General features: G+C 71.7%; 15 protein-coding genes, 3 pseudogenes and 1 riboswitch. Of the genes and pseudogenes, 12 read left to right on the top strand and 6 right to left on the bottom strand.

Features of this window, described 5'->3' with window-relative positions; translation table 11 throughout:
* Nucleotides 1–65: 65 nt before the first annotated feature.
* The 3 genes from ABT063_RS04135 (at nucleotide 66) to ABT063_RS04125 (ending at nucleotide 4,025) form a co-directional block, all read left to right on the top strand.
* On the top strand, nucleotides 66–1,925 hold the full coding sequence (locus tag ABT063_RS04135; RefSeq protein ID WP_351055534.1) for a cellulase family glycosylhydrolase: 1,860 nt from the start codon (nucleotides 66–68) through the stop codon (nucleotides 1,923–1,925).
* 61 nt (nucleotides 1,926–1,986) lie between these two features.
* Nucleotides 1,987–2,814, top strand: coding sequence for a MerR family transcriptional regulator (locus ABT063_RS04130; protein ID WP_351055532.1), 828 nt, complete (start codon nucleotides 1,987–1,989; stop codon nucleotides 2,812–2,814).
* Nucleotides 2,811–4,025: a glycosyltransferase gene (locus ABT063_RS04125; protein ID WP_351055531.1), complete on the top strand. Its 1,215-nt coding sequence runs from the start codon at nucleotides 2,811–2,813 to the stop codon at nucleotides 4,023–4,025. The genes ABT063_RS04130 and ABT063_RS04125 overlap by 4 nt, the downstream gene beginning before the upstream one ends.
* A 27-nt stretch (nucleotides 4,026–4,052) precedes the next feature.
* Here the strand turns inward: ABT063_RS04125 and ABT063_RS04120 are convergent, their stop codons facing one another.
* Nucleotides 4,053–5,303, bottom strand: coding sequence for a YncE family protein (locus ABT063_RS04120; RefSeq protein ID WP_351055529.1), 1,251 nt, complete (start codon nucleotides 5,301–5,303; stop codon nucleotides 4,053–4,055).
* A 194-nt stretch (nucleotides 5,304–5,497) separates the two neighbouring features.
* Between ABT063_RS04120 and ABT063_RS04115 the strand changes: the two genes are divergently transcribed.
* A complete protein-coding gene (locus ABT063_RS04115) occupies nucleotides 5,498–6,199 on the top strand; it encodes a TetR/AcrR family transcriptional regulator (protein WP_351055527.1) in 702 nt (233 codons plus the stop codon).
* Nucleotides 6,200–6,552: 353 nt separating this feature from the next.
* Nucleotides 6,553–7,528: pseudogene (locus tag ABT063_RS04110) on the top strand (CU044_5270 family protein).
* Here the strand turns inward: ABT063_RS04110 and ABT063_RS04105 are convergent.
* From ABT063_RS04105 to ABT063_RS04090, 4 genes and pseudogenes are all read right to left on the bottom strand, one after another.
* The gene (locus tag ABT063_RS04105; protein WP_351055525.1) at nucleotides 7,529–8,386 is read right to left on the bottom strand and encodes a bifunctional 5,10-methylenetetrahydrofolate dehydrogenase/5,10-methenyltetrahydrofolate cyclohydrolase; all 858 of its coding nucleotides are present in this window, start codon (nucleotides 8,384–8,386) and stop codon (nucleotides 7,529–7,531) included.
* 24 nt (nucleotides 8,387–8,410) lie between these two features.
* Nucleotides 8,411–8,492, bottom strand: a riboswitch (ZMP/ZTP riboswitch).
* A gap of 71 nt (nucleotides 8,493–8,563) precedes the next feature.
* The gene (locus tag ABT063_RS04100) at nucleotides 8,564–8,926 is read right to left on the bottom strand and encodes a nuclear transport factor 2 family protein (RefSeq protein WP_351055522.1); all 363 of its coding nucleotides are present in this window, start codon (nucleotides 8,924–8,926) and stop codon (nucleotides 8,564–8,566) included.
* Between the two features lie 111 nt (nucleotides 8,927–9,037).
* Nucleotides 9,038–10,240 (bottom strand): type III PLP-dependent enzyme, encoded by a 1,203-nt coding sequence (locus ABT063_RS04095; protein ID WP_351055521.1) that lies wholly within the window; start codon nucleotides 10,238–10,240, stop codon nucleotides 9,038–9,040.
* A pseudogene (locus ABT063_RS04090) lies at nucleotides 10,237–10,662 on the bottom strand (ferric iron reductase); the annotation flags it as partial. The gene ABT063_RS04095 and the pseudogene ABT063_RS04090, both read right to left, overlap by 4 nt.
* Nucleotides 10,663–10,712: 50 nt before the next feature.
* Here ABT063_RS04090 and ABT063_RS04085 point away from each other — a divergent pair.
* Nucleotides 10,713–11,276, top strand: a pseudogene (locus ABT063_RS04085) ((2Fe-2S)-binding protein); the annotation flags it as partial.
* Nucleotides 11,277–11,280: 4 nt separating this feature from the next.
* Here the strand turns inward: ABT063_RS04085 and ABT063_RS04080 are convergent.
* Nucleotides 11,281–13,038, bottom strand: coding sequence for an ABC transporter ATP-binding protein (locus ABT063_RS04080; protein WP_351055519.1), 1,758 nt, complete (start codon nucleotides 13,036–13,038; stop codon nucleotides 11,281–11,283).
* Between the two features lie 138 nt (nucleotides 13,039–13,176).
* On the opposite strand from ABT063_RS04080, the gene ABT063_RS04075 reads away from it, so the two are divergent.
* From ABT063_RS04075 to ABT063_RS04050, 6 genes are all read left to right on the top strand, one after another.
* Nucleotides 13,177–13,911 (top strand): class I SAM-dependent methyltransferase, encoded by a 735-nt coding sequence (locus tag ABT063_RS04075; RefSeq protein ID WP_351055518.1) that lies wholly within the window; start codon nucleotides 13,177–13,179, stop codon nucleotides 13,909–13,911.
* Between the two features lie 73 nt (nucleotides 13,912–13,984).
* Nucleotides 13,985–15,073 (top strand): S-(hydroxymethyl)mycothiol dehydrogenase, encoded by a 1,089-nt coding sequence (locus ABT063_RS04070; RefSeq protein WP_351055517.1) that lies wholly within the window; start codon nucleotides 13,985–13,987, stop codon nucleotides 15,071–15,073.
* Nucleotides 15,073–15,702, top strand: coding sequence for an MBL fold metallo-hydrolase (locus tag ABT063_RS04065; protein WP_351055516.1), 630 nt, complete (start codon nucleotides 15,073–15,075; stop codon nucleotides 15,700–15,702). Before ABT063_RS04070 ends, ABT063_RS04065 begins: the two co-directional genes overlap by 1 nt.
* Nucleotides 15,703–15,727: 25 nt before the next feature.
* A complete protein-coding gene (locus tag ABT063_RS04060) occupies nucleotides 15,728–15,913 on the top strand; it encodes a DUF4180 domain-containing protein (protein ID WP_351055515.1) in 186 nt (61 codons plus the stop codon).
* Nucleotides 15,914–15,991: 78 nt separating this feature from the next.
* On the top strand, nucleotides 15,992–16,906 hold the full coding sequence (locus tag ABT063_RS04055; protein ID WP_351055514.1) for an SDR family oxidoreductase: 915 nt from the start codon (nucleotides 15,992–15,994) through the stop codon (nucleotides 16,904–16,906).
* Nucleotides 16,907–16,992: 86 nt separating this feature from the next.
* Complete coding sequence (locus tag ABT063_RS04050; protein WP_351055513.1) at nucleotides 16,993–17,778, top strand: SDR family NAD(P)-dependent oxidoreductase; 786 nt, start codon at nucleotides 16,993–16,995, stop codon at nucleotides 17,776–17,778.
* Nucleotides 17,779–17,935: the final 157 nt, after the last annotated feature.

Raw genomic sequence — 17,935 nt, 5'->3', positions numbered from 1 at the left:
AGAGTCAACTTACTCCGGAGTCAGCACTGTTGACGGTGTCTTGAAATCACCGGACTGTAGTGGACATGCCGAATATACGCGCGCGTCTGCTCGTTGTTCTGGTTGTCCTCTCCGGATTCCTGACGGCGGGGGGCATCAGACCCGCCACCGCCGAAGCCCTTCCCGACTCCCTCTGGTTCGACGACACCCCCGTCACCGTGCGGGACGGCCGTTTCACCGACGGCCTCGGCCGCGAGGTCGTGCTGCGCGGCTACAACGTCTCCGGCGAGACCAAGCTGGCCGAGAACAACGGCCTGCCCTTCGCCTCGGTCGCCGACGCCAAGAAGTCGGCGACCGCGCTGCGCGCCCTCGGCGGCGGCAACTCGGTCCGCTTCCTGCTCTCCTGGGCCTACGCCGAGCCAGAGCGCGGCCAGGTGGACACGGACTACCTGGCCGCCGCCACCGACCAGATGCGTGCCTTCCTCGACGCCGGTATCCGCGTCTACCCCGACTTCCACCAGGACCTCTACTCCCGGCACCTGTTCGACCCGGACAGCTGGTACACGGGCGACGGCGCCCCCAAGTGGGCCGTGGACGCCGGGAACTACCCGGACGAGAACTGCGGGATCTGCCTGTTCTGGGGCCAGAACATCACCCAGAACGAGGCCGTGAAGCGGGCGTCGTACGACTTCTGGCACAACGCCTACGGCCTCCAGGACTCGTTCCTGACCACCGCTCAGAAGACGATGGCCTACGTCAAACAGCACGTCAGCGCCGCCCAGTTCGCGGGCGTCGTCGGCTTCGACCCGTACAACGAGCCGCACGCCGGCGTGTACGACTCGGGACAGACCAGCCGCGCCTGGGAGAAGGACGTGCTGTGGCCCTTCTACGAGAAGTTCCGCTCCCGCATGGACGCGGCCGGCTGGCAGGACAAGCCCGCCTTCGTGGAGCCGAACCTGTTCTGGAACGCCAACATCGGCTTCCAGAAGCAGGAGGGCGGACTGCTGGACGCCGGCACCCTCGGCCCGGACTACGTCTTCAACACCCACTTCTACGACCAGAAGGCCATCTCCGGCATCTTCATGCCGGGCAAGGCCGCGGACGGCCAGTACTCGGCCGACTTCGGGACGGTGCGCGACCGCGCGAAGGCCACCGACACCGCCGGCATCATCAGTGAGTTCGGCCACCCCCTGGCGGGCACCGTCTCCGACAAGGCCCCGACGGTCCTCAAGGGGATGTACCAGGCGCTCGACTCCCGTCTGCCGGGCTCCCGTTGGTGGTCGAATCCCGCCGGCTCCGGATCGGTGCTGTCCGGCACGCAGTGGCAGTGGGACATCTACAACGGACGCCACCACGAGCTGATGAACGGCAACCCCGACAAGGTGCTCACCTCCGGCGACGCCTGGAACGACGAGGACCTGTCGGCCGTACGCCTCGACGACTCGGGAAAGGCGACGCTGCGTCAGGACGCGCGGCTCCTCGACCGCGTCTACCCGAGCGCCACGGCCGGTACGACCGTCGGCTTCACCTACGAGGACCGCTCCCGGGACGGCTCCACGACCCTGACCTGGAACCCGGTCCCGAGCTCGCTCCCGAACGTCGCCCGGCTGGTGGGCTCGGGGCAGTACGGGCTCATGCTGTGGCGCTCCGACGGCACCTCGGCGCCCACCGAACTGCACCTCCCGGCATCCTTCCCGACCTCGACGACCACGGTGGTCTCCGACCTGGGCACGTCCTACGGCCCTCCGGCGTACACCCGGACCACCCCGATCGCGGCCGCCCGCGAGCCGGGCGGCACGGGCAGCCGACGCCTCCTGCTCACCGCGCCGGACAACGGTGTCCTGCACTACGCGCTGGTGACCAACGGGGCGACGGCACCCTCGGCGGACCTGCTGAACGCGGCCCGGTCGGAGCTGTCGGCGTGGGCGGCACAGCGCGTCAAGTGAACCCGCTTGACCCTCTCCTTACGTCAGGGTTGAGGCTGGACCCTGACGAAAGGGCAGGTGAATGAGCTACTCCGTGAGGCAGGTCGCGTCCTTCGCCGGAGTGACGGTGCGCACGCTGCACCACTACGACAGGACGGGCCTGCTCACGCCGGGCGCACGCAGCCGGGCCGGTTACCGGCTCTATGACGACGCCGATCTGGCCCGGCTCCAGCAGATCCTCTTCTACCGCGAACTCGGCTTCCCCCTCGACGACATCGCCGTCATCCTCGCGGACCCGCAGGCGAACGCCCTGGAGCAGCTGCGGGCCCGGCAACGGCAGTTGGCGGAGGAGATCGCCCGGCTCCAGCGGCTCGCGGAGGTCGCCGAGCGGGCCATCGAGGTCCAGCAGACCGGGGTGTCCCTGACGCCCCAGGAGCGCTTCGAGGTCTTCGGGGAGATCAGCTTCGACCTCAGCTACGCCACCGAGGCCCAGGTGAAGTGGGCCGGCTCGGAGGGACAGCGCGAGTCGATGGCGCGCGCGGCGGCCCACAGCAAGGAGGACTGGCGCCGACTCATGGGCGAGGCCGCCGCCTGGCGCGAGCGGCTGCTCGCCGCCTTCGACGCGGGGGAACCGAGCGACGGCGAGCGGGCGATGGGCCTCGCCGAGGAGCACCGGCAGCACATCACCCGCTGGTTCACCACGTGCCCGCCCGACATGCACCGGCGCATCGCGGACGACTTCGTCGCCGACCCGCGCGCCTTCGCCCTCTTCGTACCGCCTTCGCAGCAACGGCCTGGCCTCGCGGCCTACTTGGGCAAAGCCGTGCACGCCAACGCGTCCCGCCGCGAGGCTTCGCCCGCCGACCTCGGCGACTTTGCCGACTTCGCCGACTCGCAGGAGGAGAGATGAGCATCCTGATCGCCGCGGCCGGATCGCGCGGCGACATCGCGCCGTACACGGGACTCGGCGCCGAGCTGCGCCGGGCCGGGTACGAGGTCGCCCTCGCCACGACGGACACCTTCGCCCCGCTGGTCACGGAAGCCGGGCTGGAGTTCCGCGGTCTCCCCGCCCGCGCGGAGACCGAGAGCGGCGGCACGGCGGACAAGCGCGAACTCATGCGCACGGCGGCCGCGTTCGTCACCGAACTCGGACAGGGTTTCGCGGACGCGGTGGCCAAGGGCGCCGACCTGCTCCTGCTGTCGACCACCACGGCTCCGCTCGGCTGGCACCTGGCCGAGGCCACCGGTATCCCGGCCGTCGGCGCCTACCTCCAACCCACCGCACCGACCGGCGACTTCCCGCCCGTCGTCACGGGCTCCCGCTCGCTGGGCCGCCTCGGCAACCGCACGGCGGGACGCCTCGCGCTGCGCATGGCCGATCGCCTCTACACCCGGGCGGTCACCGAACTGCGCCGCGACCTGGAGCTGCCTCCCCTCGCCCCGCACGCGATGCGCCGACGACAAGAACGGGAGAACTGGCCCGTCCTGCACGGCTTCAGCACGGCACTCGTACCGCGCCCGTCCGACTGGCGGCCGGGCCTCGACGTGGTGGGCCCCTGGTGGCCGTACGCCGCCACGGACCGGCCGCTGGCCGCGGAGGTGGAGGACTTCCTCGCGGCCGGGCCCAGGCCGGTGTTCATCGGGTTCGGCAGCATGGCGGCCGGCCAGGGGGAGCGGCTGAGCGACATCGCCGTACGGGCGCTCAGGCGCGCCGGACTGCGCGGCATCCTGCAGACGGGCAGCGCCGGGCTCGCGGCCGACGGCGACGACGTCCTGACGATCGGGAACGTACCGCACGCCCTTCTGTTCCCGCGGGTCGCCGCGGTGGTCCACCACAGCGGAGCGGGCACCACGGCCGCCGGGCTGCGTGCCGGAGTGCCCGCGGTGCCCGTGCCGGTGACGGCGGACCAGCCGTTCTGGGCCGGACGGCTGGCCGCGCTCGGTGCCGCCACCGCGCCGATCCCCTTCAAGGCCCTCACCGCCGAAGGGCTCGCCGAGGCACTCGGGATGGTCGTGCGGCAGCAGGCCTACGCGCGCGCCGCCTCGATCGCCGCGCAGCACATGGCGACCGAGGACGGGGCGGGGCAGGCGGTCAAGGCCGTCGAGAGGCTGACGGGCTGAACGGTCGAAGGACTGACGGGCTGAGCCTCAGGAAGCCGGGCCCGACCAGTTCGCGGCGACGTGACCGAGCCGTACGCGTTGCGGATGGTCGCCCACCGGTACGGACACCGTCTTGCGCCCGGTGGCGAAGTCGATCGCCGTGACCTGGTCGGTGCCGCTCTCGGAGACGACACAGCTCTTGCCGTCACCGCTGACGGTGGCCCAGTAGGGCTTGGAGGCGGTGACGAGCGGGCCCTCCTGGAGGGTGGCGCGGTCGACGACGGTCGCGTAGTCGTCCATCGTGCCCGCGACGCACAGCTTGGAGCCGTCCGGGCTCATCGAAATGCCGTGATGGCGCGAATCGTTGACGAACGTGGTGCGGTCGTCGCTGGTCGCCGGGTTCTTCGGCAGAGTCTTCGTTCGGGTGATCTTGTCGGTGGCGATGTCGTACTCGAAGAAGCCGTTGAAGAACGACACCTGGAAGTACAGCTTGGACTCGTCGGGCGAGAAGACCGCGGGCCGGACCGCGTCGGAGTAGTCCTTGAGACCGATCGCGTCCAGCCGCTCCCGCATGTCGATGACCTTGACCTGCTGGTACGTGGTCGCGTCGACGACGGTGATGCGCCGGTTGCCCTTCGTCCAGTCCAGCCACGGCGCGTCGGTCGCGGTGTTCACGTCGCCGATGGCCATGTTCCAGATGTACTTGCCGTCCTTGGTGAAGATGTTCTCGTGCGGCTTGTCGCCCGTGGCGAACGAGCCGAGCTGCTTTCCGGTGACGATGTCCAGGACGTGCACGGTGTTTCCGGTCGACGCCGACACCGCGACCCGCTTGCCGTCGGGGGAGACCGCCATGTGGTCCGATCGGTAACCCGACACCGGGAAACGCCAGTTGATGTTGCCGGTGGCGAGGTCGATCGAGACGACATCGGCGAAGCTGGGCCGTGAGACGACCACCGACTTGCCGTCGGGCGTGGAGTACATGTCGTCGACGAACTGGTCGTGGCCCTCGCCGACGCTGTTGCGGATGGTCATGAAGGCGATCCACCGGATCGGATCGGCGTTGATCTCCGCCATCCGCTTGTCCTTGTCGGGAATGACGTTGATACGGCCGACCTTCGCGAAGTCCCCGGTGGACTTGATGACGTCGGCGGTGCCGTCCCAGTTGTTGCCCACGAACATCACCTCGCGCAGAGCGGCCGAGGAGTCCTGGGCGGCGGTGGCGGCGGTCGCGGGGACGGAGACGGTCAGGACGAGGGCGGCGGCTACCGAGCACAGGTGCCTGGGGCGGAAAGCAGGCATGACTGCTCTCTCCTCTGCGGGTGGGGTCATGAGTAGGACATGCCAAAACCGGGCGGTGAATCTGAACACGCTTGGATTCAGAGTCAACTTACTGCAAAGTAAGGAAGGGTCGCCCTTCTCCACAAGACTGCGTACACGACAAAATTGGCCACGGGGCGGATCGTCGTAGGGTGGAGCGGGAGTTGGGAGAATCGGTGACGGGCAGACTCAAGGCGCCGACCGGCCGGTACGGCGGAAAGTCGGCCGAGGAACGGCAGGCCGAGCGGCGCCGCCGTTTCCTGGACGCGGCGCTCCAACTCTTCGGGGACACCCCGGGCTACCGCGCCACCACCGTCGCCGCGCTCAGCGAGGCCGCCGGACTGTCGACACGGCAGTTCTACGAGGAGTTCCGCACCCTCGAGGACGTGCTGGCCGCCCTGCACCTCCAGGTCAACGACTGGGCCGAGGAGGCCGTTCTGGCCGCCGTGGCCGGCGCGGAGCATCTGCCCCTCGCCGAACGCGTCGCCGCGATCTTCCGCGCCTACGCCGCGAACGTCTCCGGCGATCCGCGCCGCGTGCGCATCACCTTCGTCGAGATCATCGGGGTCAGCCCGCGTCTGGAGGAGCAGCGGCTGGCCCGCCGCTCCCGCTGGGTGAACCTGGTGTGCGCCGAGGCGGAGGCGGCCGTGGCTCGCGGGGAGGCGGTGCCGCGCGACTACCGGATCGCCGCGGCGGCGTTCATCGGCAGCGTCAACGGCCTGCTGCACGACTGGAACGCCGGGTGGGTGGACGCGACGCTGGACGAGGTCGTCGACGAACTGGTCCGGCAGCTGCTGGGAATTCTGCGGCCACCGGGCTGGGAGCCGAGCGTATCCCAGGACGGGGAAGTCCTGCCGAGCCCCGCGGCTCGGGCATGACCGCCGGACAGGCCCCAGGGCCTGTCCGGCGGCAGATGGGCGTGCCGGACGCCGCGTCTGCGGCGTGATCCGCCGGAGGTTCAGGGTGCGGGCCCGGTCGGCGCCCAGGCGCTGGGCGTACATACCGTCCTCGCCGCCCTCGCCCGCGCCAGGACGAGGGACGTTCCGGCACGCGGTGGCGAAGGGGTCGGCGGGACTGTGTACGTCGCCGCGGCGGAGGCGGACCGCGGGCCCGCCACCGGAGCGAGGCCGTCCTCGCCGATCCGTTGACTTGGCCCTGCGACTCTGCGCGCAGCGCGCAAAGCGTTCGCACCGCCGATCTCTGTCCGAAATCGCGGCGGCGACAACCGGAAGTGGACGCCGACGTAGCGCCGGACAGCCCCGAACCAGACCTTCTGCGCCGCGCGAACCCGGTGCCGCCCGACGGCCCCCACTACGGCGACGGCCCGCTGGACCACCACGCCGAGCGCCGCCTCGAACGACTGCTGCGCGACCGGCCCGCCGGGCGCCGCGGATTCCGGCCGCCGCGCATCGACGGACCTGTCCGGATCCCGGGCCTGAGCCGCGCCCGCCTCGCCTGGGGGCTCGTGGCCACGGCCGTCGTCGCCGCCCTCGCGCAGGCCCTCGTGCTCACCGGCCCGAACACCGCCCCAGCGGTCGCCGTACCCCGCCCGCTGGTCGTCCAGGCCGACTCCACCCCCGTACCCCTGGACCGGCTGGTCGAGCGTGCCGCGCAGGCGGCGGCGGACGTATCGCCCCGCCTCCGCAAGGGCACGCATGTGCAGTCGTGGAGCATGGGCATGTCCGAGGACAAGCCCCCCGACCGACCCGCGGCATCCGGGACGGCCGGTCCTCAGCGACGAGGACGGCGAGCCGCGCCTCGTCGAGGACGGGCACGTCATCAGCGAGCAGACCTCCCCGCCCAGCTGGAGCGACGCCCCGCCCCAGTCCCCGCCGCCGCACGACCCCGCCCGGCTGCGCGCCTACTCGCAGGAGGCCCAGTACATCGACACCCCGCTGACCACGCCGGAACTGCTGGACGCCGTCAAGGTGTTGCTCGACCACTGGACCCTCGGCGCCCGCGAGACCGCGGCGGTCGCCCGGCTCCTGGCGGACGCCGAGGGGCTGCGGCCCGTCGGTCGGGTGACCGACCGCCTCGGCCGGAGCGGGCAGGCGTACGTGTACGACGGGCAGGGCGCCCGCCGGACGCTGATCATGGACCCGAGGACCGGTGCCGTCCTCGGCTTGGAGACCACCGCGACCACCGCCGAGCCCGAGTGGGGCCTCAAAAGGGGCGACGTGATGGAGTACAGCGCCTGGATGCCCTGATCACACCCCGAGCACCCCGAGCTGCCGGGCGGCGGCGTCCACGGTCTGCTCCAGCAGCGTGGCGATGGTCATCGGGCCGACCCCGCCCGGCACCGGCGTGATCAGCGCGGCCCGCTCCACGGCGGAGTCGAAGTCGACGTCACCGACATTGCCCGCGTTGTATCCGGCGTCGATCACGACGGCGCCGGGCTTGATGTCCTGCCCCGGGATCAGCCGCGGCCGCCCCACGGCGGCGACCACGATGTCCGCCTCGCGGACGGCCGCGGACAGGTCCCGGGTGCGGGAGTGGCAGTAGGTCACCGTCGCGTCGCGGGCGAGCAGCAGCATGCCGACCGGCTTGCCCAGGATCGCGCTGCGGCCCACGACCACCGCCCGCTTGCCTGCCGGGTCGATGCCGTACTCGTCGAGCAGCCGGACGATTCCGCCGGGCGTGCAGGAGACGAAGCCCGGCAGCCCGAAGCTCATGGTGGCGAAGGAGGCGAAGGTGACACCGTCGACGTCCTTCTCGGGAGCGATCGCCTCGAACGCGGCCCGCTCGTCGATGTGCGCGCCCATCGGGTGCTGGAGCAGGATGCCGTGCACAGCGGGGTCGTCCGAAAGGGAACTGAGCGTGCCGACCAGCTCCTCGGTGGTCGTGGCGGCGGGCAGCGCCACATGGCGGGACTCGATGCCGGCCTTGCGGCAGCGGTTTCGCTTCATCCGGACGTAGGTGACGGAGGCGGGGTCCTCGCCGACCAGTACGGTCGCCAGGCATGGCGCCTGCCCCGTGAGCTCCGTGAGACCGGCCGCCCGCTCGGCGGTCTCCTCCACCATCCGCCGGGCGAGCGCGGTGCCGTCCATGAGCCGGGCCTGAGACATGATCCACTCCTGAGCGGGTTCGAACGGAATCGCCCAGGCGCACGGCATCTACGGTGCGGCCGCTCCCCGGTGGTGCTCCACCTCAGCGCCAGTCACGGCACGCGACCAGCCTAACGGAGGCGACGCGACGGTCGGGAACCGCTCTCGGGTGGCGCCGTGACGTCCCTCCTGCTCGTCCTACTCGTCCCAGGCCTGGATGAGGGTCTGGTCGACGATCTTGCCGTTCCGCAGGGTCACCATCGACTCGGCGAGGACGCGCACTCCGTCCGAGTACTCGCAGGACTCGCTGAAGGCGGCCTGGTCTCCCTGGACGACGCACCGCTCCAGCTTGTGCGTCATGTCGCGGCTGTAGACGTCGTTCAGCATCTCGCCGATCTGGTCACGGCCGTGCAGGACCTTGGGGTGGCTCGGCTGGGTGTTGCGGTCCACGACGCGTAGTTCGGCGTCGTCCGCGTAGAGCGACAGAAGAGTCGCCGCCTGTCCTTCGATGCCCCGGCGCAGTGTTTCGGTGTCGAAGCCGGGACGTGCCGCAGTGCCCATGGTGACCTCCTTCGAGGGTCGCGGCCCGACGGGGAGCGGGCCGCGAGGTTCCTTCCCTTCGAGACTCCTCCGCCCCGGCAGGCTCGGCAAGCGCAGCCTGCGGGGGTCGCGTCAGGAGAATGCCCTGTTCAGGAAGTGGAAGCCCGGCCTGGGGTGCATCAGGAAGTCATGGTGGGAGATGTTCCACGCGTAGGCACCGGCCAGCGCGAACACCACCCGGTCACCGGCCCTGAGCCCGGGCGCCGGCACCCGCCGCGCCAGGACGTCCTTCGGCGTGCACAGCTGCCCCGCGAGCGTGACGCGGCTCCCCTCGGTGCCCGGCCTCGGCCAAGGGTGCGGCCATGCCTCCACCGGGAGCACCGAGCAGGGCTGGTCGTGCCCCTTCGTCGCCGGCGTCCGCAGGTGATGGGTGCCGCCCCGGACGATCGCGAACTCCTCGCCGTGACTGTGCTTCACGTCCAGCACCTCGGTGGCGTACCAGCCGTAGTACGCCGTCAGCGCCCGGCCCGGCTCGATACGCAACGTCAGCCCGGGGTGCGCCTCGGTCAGCCGGGCGAGCCCGCTGCCGTACGCGGCCCAGTCGAATCGGCGGCCGGGGCGGGCGTAGTCGACGGTCATGCCGCCGCCCACGTTCACCTCGGCGAGCGGCACGCCGAGGCCCGTCGCCCAGGCGACGACGGTCTCGGCCACCGCCAGCTGTTCCGGCGCCTCCAGCCCACTGGCCAAGTGGGCGTGAAGGCCGCGTAGTTCGAGGTGCGGACACGTGCCGTCGGTGAGCGCGCGGACGACGTCAACAGTGTGGGCGGGGTCCATGCCGAAGGGCGCGGGCCGACCGCCCATCGCCAGCGAGCTGCCCGCCAGCGCCCCGTCGGCGACCGGCAGGTTGACCCGGGGCAGCACCGCCACCGGCCGCGCGGGTGCGAAGCGCCGCGCCAACTCGGCCAGCATGCGCAGCTCGTGCTCGCTCTCGACGTGGAAGCGGTCGACTCCTCTCTCCAGCGCGGCCGTCAGCTCGGCCGGCGTCTTGCCGGGGCTGCCGAAGGCGAGCGGCCGGCCCGGTACCGCCTCGGCGACATGGGCGAGTTCGCCGCCCGAGGAGACCTCGTAGCCGTCGACGTACGGCGCGAGCGCGGCGAGGATCTCCGGCTCCGGGTTGGCCTTGGCGGCGTAGTACAGCTCGACCCGCTCCGGGAGGGCGTCCCGCACGGCGGCGGTGTGCGTGCGCAGTGCCGCCAAGTCATAGACGTACGCGGGCAGTTCGGTGGCGGGCAGGGACAGGACGTGGTCGCGGACCGCGGGGGTCGGGTCGGTCATCGGGTACCTCCGGCCGGGTCGCGCAGGATGTCCTCGGCGAGCGGTGACGGCAGCCGGACGTATCCGGCCTCGCGGTCGGCCTTGCGCTCCCAACGGGTCAGGAGGTTGGCCTTCGCGGGCAGCGGCACCCCGGCGAGCAGGGCGGCCAGGCGCGGCGGGCAGCCGCGGCGGTCGGTGTACGCCCGGAGCGTGGCCCGCACCCGCGCCCACAGCGCGGCCTCCGCCCCCGGGTACAGGTCGGCGAGGGCGGCGAGCAGCTCGGCGACGTGGTTGACCAGCAGGCAGTAGACGACCCGGTCCCAGCCGCGCTGCGCGTCGTACGTCAGTGGGCCCGCGACCTCGGGCGGCAGCGCGGCGAGGGTCTCCGTGTGGTGCTCGGGCACCAGCTTGGTGCCCTCCAGGTCGCGGAAGACCGGCCGGGCCCCAGCGGGCGCTGCCCGCCGCCGCGGCCAGGCCGGCGGCGACCGTGCCAGTCGGCCTGCTGATCGGCGGAGCCTGGTATCTCGACCGGCGGGTCCCCCGGATCGGGTCCGAGGACGTCCGGCTGGACCTCGCCACGGGCACGTACACGATCATCCCCGGCACGGACCTCGCCTGCCTGGCCGGCGACCCCCTGGCCGCGCTGCCAGGAGTACTGACACTCCCTCAGGAAGAACAACTGCGGGCCGCGTTGCGCATGGCCGTCGCCGAGCACATGCGTCGGCTCCTGTCCGCGCTCGGCCCCACGGTACGGCGCGGGGCGCGCACTCTGTGGGGCATGGTCTGCGACGACCTCGTCTCCGGGATCTGGTACCTCGGCCGGATGCTCGGCCAGGAGGCCGACGCCGTGCGGGCCGCCACCGACATCCTGCCGACCGCCGTGCCTCCGTACCCGGCCGGAGCCGACTTCCGGTACCTGGTGGGAGACAGCGGCCGACGCCATGCCACACGGACACGCGCCGGCTGCTGCCTCTTCTACAAGATCCGGCCGGAAGAGGCATGCGTCACCTGCCCCCGCACGGGCGACGCGGAGCGGCTGCGCAGGCTCGAGGGCTGAGCGGTCAGTCCCCGGTCGTCGCCAGGAACTGTGTCGCCGCCAACTCCGCGTACAGCGGGTCGGCGCTCACCAGTTCCCGATGGGTGCCCACCGCGCGCACCCGGCCCGCGTCCATCACCACGATCCGGTCGGCCATCGTCACCGTGGACAGCCGGTGCGCGACGACCAGGACCGTGGTCGTACGGGCCACGTCGGCGACCGTGTCGCGCAGCGCCGCCTCGTTCACCGCGTCCAGCTGCGAGGTCGCCTCGTCCAGAAGCAGCAGCCGGGGGCGGCGCAGCAGGGCCCGGGCGATGGCGACCCGCTGGCGCTCGCCGCCCGACAGCCTGGTGCCACGATGCCCGACCAGCGTGTCGAGGCCACTGGGCAGCCGGGCGACCAGACCGTCCAGACGGGTCGTCTTCACCACCCGGGCGACGGCGCCCTCGTCCGCGTCCGGATTGCCCAGCAGCAGATTGTCCCGCAGCGAACCCGACAGCACGGGCGCGTCCTGCTCCACATAGCCGATGGCGGAACGGAGTTGGGACAGATCCCAGTCCGCGAGGTCCCGGCCGTCGAGCGAGACGGTGCCGGACTCGGGGTCGTAGAACCGCTCGACGAGCGAGAAGACGGTGGTCTTGCCCGCGCCGGACGGGCCGACGAACGCCGTCATGCCCCGGGCGGGCACGGCGAACGTCACCCCGTGATGGACGTACGGCAGATCGTCGGCGTAGCGGAAGCGGACGTCGTCGAAGGCGACGGCCGCGGGCTCCGCCTCGGGCGACGGCAACGGCGCGGGCGAGGCCGCCGGTTCGGACGGCAGGCGCAGCGCCTCCTGGATGCGGGCGAGGGCCGCGGCGCCCGTCTGGTACTGGGTGATCGCGCCGACGACCTGCTGGATCGGCGACATCAGATAGAAGACGTACAGCAGGAACGCCACCAGCGTGCCCACGTCGATCGCCCCTGTCGCGACCCGTGCCCCGCCCACCGCGAGCACCGTGATGAACGCGATCTGCATCGCGAGCCCCGCCGTATTGCCCGCCGCCGCCGACCACTTGGCCGCGCGCACGCTCTGCCGCCACGACTCCTCGGCCGCCGCGTGCAGCGTGCGCTCCTCCCGGTGCTCCGCGCCCGACGCCTTCACCGTGCGCAGCGCGCCGAGGATCCGCTCCAGCGAGGCGCCCATCACCCCGACCGCGTCCTGCGCCCGCCGGCTCGCCCGGTTGATGCGCGGCACGATCACACCGAGGACCGTGCCCGCGCCCAGGATCACCGCCAGTGTGACCCCGAGCAGCACCGGATCCACCAGGCCCATCATGACCACCGTCGCGACCAGCGTGAGCCCGCCGGTGCCGAGGCCCACCAGGGAGTCGGTGGTGACCTCGCGCAGCAGGGTCGTGTCCGAGGTGATGCGGGCCATCAGATCGCCCGGCTCGCTGCGGTCCACGGCCGCGATGCGCAGCCGCAGCAGATACGACGACAGGGCGCGCCGTGCGCCGAGCACCACCGACTCGGCGGTGCGCCGCAGCACGTACGAACCCAGCGCGCCCAGCGCCGCGTTGGCGACCACCAGCCCCGACATGACGACCAACGCGCCGGTGATGGTGCGGTCGTGCGACAGGTCGTCGATCAACTCCCGTGCCACCAGCGGCAGCAGCAGCCCGGTGCCACCCGTGACCAGCGAGAGCAGGGCACCCGCCAGCAGCGCCCACCGGTGCGGTCGTACGTATCCGAGGAGCAGCCGCCAGGTGGGCGGGTTCTGCTCCGTCGCGGTGGTCGTCACGGTGCTCCTCGGGAGTCGGGCGGAACGCTCAGGCTACGTCGGCTCTGCGCGCCGGGCGCCGGGATTCCGGGTGGTGGAGCGGACGCCGACAGCGAAACCGGGTGGCCCCCGCAGGCGGCTCCCCCTACCTTCGGCCCCATGGCTGACGAGTGCTTCGGGCTGCCACGGCTCGCCGCGGTCCACGACCCGCTCGACCCCGACCGCCGTGATCTCGACGCGTACCTCCGCATCGCGGAGGAGGCCGGTGCCCGCCGTGTGCTGGACATCGGCTGCGGGACGGGTGTCTTCGCGCTCCTGCTGGCCGACCGCGGGATCGAGGTCGTCGGCGTCGACCCCGCCCAGGCGTCCCTCGACGTGGCCCGGGGCAAGCCGGGCGGCGAGCGGGTGCGCTGGATCCACGGTGACGCGACAGCGCTCCCGCCGCTGCGGGTCGACCTCGCGACCATGACGGGGAACGTCGCCCAGGCCATCGCCGACCCACGGACCTGGCGGGAGACGCTGCGGGGGACCTTTGCGGCACTGCGGCCGGGCGGGCACCTGGTCTTCGAGACCCGGGATCCGTCCCGGCGCGCCTGGCAGGAGTGGAACCGGGAGGCTTCGTACGGGGTCACGGAGATCCCCGGTGTCGGCGCGGTCGAGAACTGGGTCGAGGTGACCGACGTGAGCGGGCCGCTGGTGACGTTCCGCTCGACCTATGTGTTCGCCGCGGACGGGGAGGTGCTGACGTCGGACTCGACGTTGCGTTTCCGCGAGCGGCAGGAGATCGAGACGGAGCTCATCGTGCAGGGGTACGTGGTGGTGGACGTGCGCGAAGCTCCCGACCGCCCGGGTCGCGAGTTCGTGTTCCTCGCACGGCGCCCGGAATCCGGCTGAGGAGGCCGTTACCGATCAGTCACACGTAGGGTCGGAGCAGGGACGACACCAGCCGAGGGAAGGGGCAGCCACCATGGCGCAGGAAGTACGCGGCGTGATCGCACCGGGCAAGGACGAGCCGGTGCGGATGGAGACGATCGTGGTGCCCGATCCGGGTCCCGGCGAGGCCGTGGTGGGGGTGCAGGCGTGCGGGGTCTGTCACACCGATCTGCACTACAAGCAGGGCGGGATCAGTGACGACTTCCCGTTCCTGCTGGGGCACGAGGCCGCCGGTGTGGTGGAGTCGGTCGGTGACGGCGTCACGGATGTCGCGCCGGGCGACTTCGTGATCCTCAACTGGCGCGCGGTGTGCGGGCAGTGCCGGGCGTGTCTGCGCGGGCGGCCCTGGTACTGCTTCGACACCCACAACGCCGAACAGAAGATGACCCTCGCCTCGACCGGTCAGGAACTCTCCCCGGCGCTGGGGATCGGCGCGTTCGCGGAGAAGACGCTGGTCGCGGCCGGGCAGTGCACCAAGGTCGACCCGTCGGTCGCCCCGCAGGTGGCGGGGTTGCTGGGCTGCGGCGTCATGGCCGGTATCGGTGCCGCGATCAACACCGGCAATGTCGGCCGGGGCGACACGGTCGCGGTCATCGGCTGCGGGGGCGTGGGCGACGCGGCGATCGCCGGGGCGAACCTGGCGGGCGCGGCGAAGATCATCGCCGTGGACATCGACGACCGGAAGCTCGAGACCGCGCGCGGCATGGGCGCCACCCATACGGTCAACTCGCGCACGAGCGATCCGGTGGAGGCGATCCGCGAGCTGACCGGCGGTTTCGGCGCGGACGTGGTGATCGAGGCGGTGGGCCGCCCGGAGACGTACAAGCAAGCCTTCTACGCCCGCGACCTGGCCGGCACCGTGGTGCTGGTCGGTGTGCCGACCCCGGAGATGAAGCTGGAACTGCCGCTGCTGGACGTCTTCGGCCGCGGCGGGGCGCTGAAGTCGTCCTGGTACGGCGACTGCCTGCCCTCCCGGGACTTCCCCATGCTGATCGACCTGCACCTGCAAGGACGCCTGGATCTCGAGGCCTTCGTGACCGAGACGATCGAACTCACCGACGTGGAGAAGGCCTTCGAGCGGATGCACCACGGCGACGTCCTGCGTTCGGTGGTGGTGCTGTGATGACCGCCCGCATCGAACGCCTCGTCACCTCCGGCCAGTTCACGCTCGACGGCGGCACCTGGGACGTCGACAACAACGTATGGATCGTCGGCGACGACCACGAGGCCGTCGTCATCGACGCAGCCCACGACGCCGACGCCATCGCCGAGGCCGTCGGCGACCGCCGGCTGACGGCCATCGTGTGCACCCACGCCCACAACGACCACATCGACGCCGCGCCCGCCCTCGCGGAGCGCACCGGAGCCACCATCTGGCTGCACCGCGACGACCTGCCGCTGTGGAAGCAGACCCACCCCGACCGGGAGCCCGACGCCTGGCTGGTCGACGGGCAGGTCATCGAGGCGGCCGGCGCCGACCTGAGGGTCCTGCACACGCCCGGGCACGCGCCCGGCGCGGTCTGCCTGTACGACCAGGGCCTGGCCACCGTCTTCACCGGCGACACCCTCTTCCAGGGCGGCCCCGGCGCCACCGGCCGCTCCTACTCCCACTTCCCGACGATCATCGACTCGATCCGCGACCGCCTGCTCGCCCTCCCGCCCGAGACGAAGGTCCTCACCGGCCATGGCGACCCGACCACCATCGGCGCGGAGGCACCCCACCTTCAGGAGTGGATCGCCCGCGGTCACTGATCGAGGGGCGATCAGCCCGCTTGTCATGACCACCGACGACACTGTGAAGCTCCATGGCGTGGGCGTCCTGCGCCGCACCCCCGACGGACCGGCCCTCGACGGCGAGAGCGCTGCGCTGCGCGACTTCGTGTACGAGACGAACCAGGGCGGTCACATCTGGTTCCTGGCGGACTTCGACGAGTTGGGCGAGAAACCGCGTGCGGCCGGATGACCTGACACAAAAGGCGACATAGGTTGTCCGGCTTTCCCGTCATGCTCGAAACGACATCGGGCAAACGGGAGGTCGGACATGTCACAGCCGCTGGAAGACAAGGTCGCGCTGGTCGCCGGAGCGACACGCGGAGCCGGACGCGGCACCGCCGTGGAGCTCGGGGCGGCCGGCGCCACCGTCTACGTCACCGGCCGCACCACCCGGGCCCGGCGCTCGGAGTACGACCGCCCCGAGACCATCGAGGACACCGCCGATCTGGTCACCGAGGCCGGCGGCCACGGCATCGCCGTACCCACCGACCACCTCGACCCGGCGCAGGTCCGCACCCTCGTGGACCGCATCGCGGACGAGCGGGGCCGCCTCGACGTCCTCGTCAACGACATCTGGGGCGGCGAGAAGCTCTTCGCCTGGGACACCCCCGTCTGGGAGCACGACCTCGACAAGGGCCTCAGGCTGCTCCGGCTCGCCGTCGAGACGCACGCGATCACCAGCCACCACGCCCTGCCGCTGCTCCTGCGCCACCCCGGGGGCCTGGTGATCGAGATGACCGACGGCACCGCCGAGTACAACCGCGACACCTACCGCGTCAACTTCTTCTACGACCTCGCCAAGGCGTCCGTCCTGCGCATGGCCTTCTCCCTCGGCCACGAACTGGGACCGCGCGGCGCCACCGCCGTCGCGCTGACCCCGGGCTGGCTGCGCTCGGAAATGATGCTCGACAACTACGGGGTCCGCGAGGACAACTGGCGCGACGCCCTCGACCGTGTCCCGCACTTCGCCATCTCCGAGACGCCCCGCTACGTCGGCCGCGCCGTCGCCGCGCTCGCCGCCGACCCCGACGTGGCGCGCTGGAACGGCCAGTCCCTCTCAAGCGGCTCCCTCGCCCAGGTGTACGGCTTCACCGACCTCGACGGCAGCCGCCCCGACGCCTGGCGTTATCTCGTCGATGTCCAGGACGCGGGCAAACCGGCCGACACGACCGGCTACCGCTGAGGTCAGGAGGGCTCACCGGCGGCAGCGTCCAGCGCGCCGCATGGCTCGCAGGCAACGCCAGAACGCCTGGGAGTACGGTCGCCCCCATGACCGACACGAGGCGTTTCGAGGAGTACGGAGTTCTCGTCACGGGTGCGGCGCGCGGCATCGGCGCGGCCACCGCCCGCCGGTTCGCCGGAGAGGGGGCGCGGGTCCTGGTGGCCGACGCCGACCCGGTCGAGGCCCAGAAGACGGCGGCGGCACTGCGAGGGGACGGACTCGTCGCCGAGGCGTTCGCATGCGACGTGGCCGACCAGGCGGCGGTCGAGGCGACCGTGGAGTACGCCGTGGACACCTTCGGCTCGCTCGACGTGCTGGTCAACAACGCCGCCCACTGCTCGCCCGACGCGCCGCTCTTCGAGCAGGAACCGGACGAGGCGTGGGCCCGTGATCTCGACGTCACCCTCAACGGCGCGTACAGGTGCTGCCGTGCCGCCCTGCCGCATCTGGCGGCCTCCGGCCGCGGCGCGGTGGTCAACATCGGCTCCGTCAACGGGCTCCAGGACTTCGGCAACCACGCCTACAGCGCCGCCAAGGCGGGCCTGGCCTCCCTGACCCGCACCTTCGCCGGTCACGCCGCCGAGCGCGGCGTCCGCGCCAACCTCGTGGCACCGGGCACCGTGCGCACCACGGCCTGGCGAGGCCGCGAGGAGGAGCTGGAAGCGGTACGGCGGCTGTACCCCCTGGGGCGGGTCGGGGAACCCGAGGACATCGCTGCCGCCGTTGCCTTCCTCGCCTCCCGCGACGCGTCCTGGATCACCGGCACCACACTGGTCGTCGATGGCGGCCTCACCGCCGTCAACACGGGCTTCCGGCACGCGCTCCGAGGGTGATGCGGGCGTCGACCGGCGCGGCCGGCGCCTCCCGGCCGGACGGCTGCCCGGTGTCGAATGTCACCGTTTCGTCCCAGCGTGAGCGGGGCTACAACCGATTCCCCTGGGCAGCGGTCTAGCTGGCAGAGATCGCAGGACCATATGAAGGGGACAGGTC

The sequence above is a fragment of the Streptomyces sp. NPDC002838 genome, assembly GCF_040295365.1.
Taxonomy (GTDB): domain Bacteria; phylum Actinomycetota; class Actinomycetes; order Streptomycetales; family Streptomycetaceae; genus Streptomyces.
This window is presented reverse-complemented; position numbering and strand designations above follow the sequence as displayed.

Excerpts from the sequence above, each read along its gene's own strand:
- ABT063_RS04075 (WP_351055518.1), top strand. The coding sequence starts at position 13,177 with ATGGCTGACGAGTGCTTCGGGCTGCCACGGCTCGCCGCGGTCCACGAC.
- ABT063_RS04070 (WP_351055517.1), top strand. The coding sequence starts at position 13,985 with ATGGCGCAGGAAGTACGCGGCGTGATCGCACCGGGCAAGGACGAGCCG.
- ABT063_RS04100 (WP_351055522.1), bottom strand. The coding sequence starts at position 8,926 with ATGGGCACTGCGGCACGTCCCGGCTTCGACACCGAAACACTGCGCCGG.
- ABT063_RS04120 (WP_351055529.1), bottom strand. The coding sequence starts at position 5,303 with ATGCCTGCTTTCCGCCCCAGGCACCTGTGCTCGGTAGCCGCCGCCCTC.
- ABT063_RS04130 (WP_351055532.1), top strand. The coding sequence starts at position 1,987 with ATGAGCTACTCCGTGAGGCAGGTCGCGTCCTTCGCCGGAGTGACGGTG.
- ABT063_RS04065 (WP_351055516.1), top strand. The coding sequence starts at position 15,073 with ATGACCGCCCGCATCGAACGCCTCGTCACCTCCGGCCAGTTCACGCTC.
- ABT063_RS04050 (WP_351055513.1), top strand. The coding sequence starts at position 16,993 with ATGACCGACACGAGGCGTTTCGAGGAGTACGGAGTTCTCGTCACGGGT.
- ABT063_RS04135 (WP_351055534.1), top strand. The coding sequence starts at position 66 with ATGCCGAATATACGCGCGCGTCTGCTCGTTGTTCTGGTTGTCCTCTCC.
- ABT063_RS04125 (WP_351055531.1), top strand. The coding sequence starts at position 2,811 with ATGAGCATCCTGATCGCCGCGGCCGGATCGCGCGGCGACATCGCGCCG.
- ABT063_RS04055 (WP_351055514.1), top strand. The coding sequence starts at position 15,992 with ATGTCACAGCCGCTGGAAGACAAGGTCGCGCTGGTCGCCGGAGCGACA.
- ABT063_RS04105 (WP_351055525.1), bottom strand. The coding sequence starts at position 8,386 with ATGTCTCAGGCCCGGCTCATGGACGGCACCGCGCTCGCCCGGCGGATG.
- ABT063_RS04095 (WP_351055521.1), bottom strand. The coding sequence starts at position 10,240 with ATGACCGACCCGACCCCCGCGGTCCGCGACCACGTCCTGTCCCTGCCC.
- ABT063_RS04060 (WP_351055515.1), top strand. The coding sequence starts at position 15,728 with ATGACCACCGACGACACTGTGAAGCTCCATGGCGTGGGCGTCCTGCGC.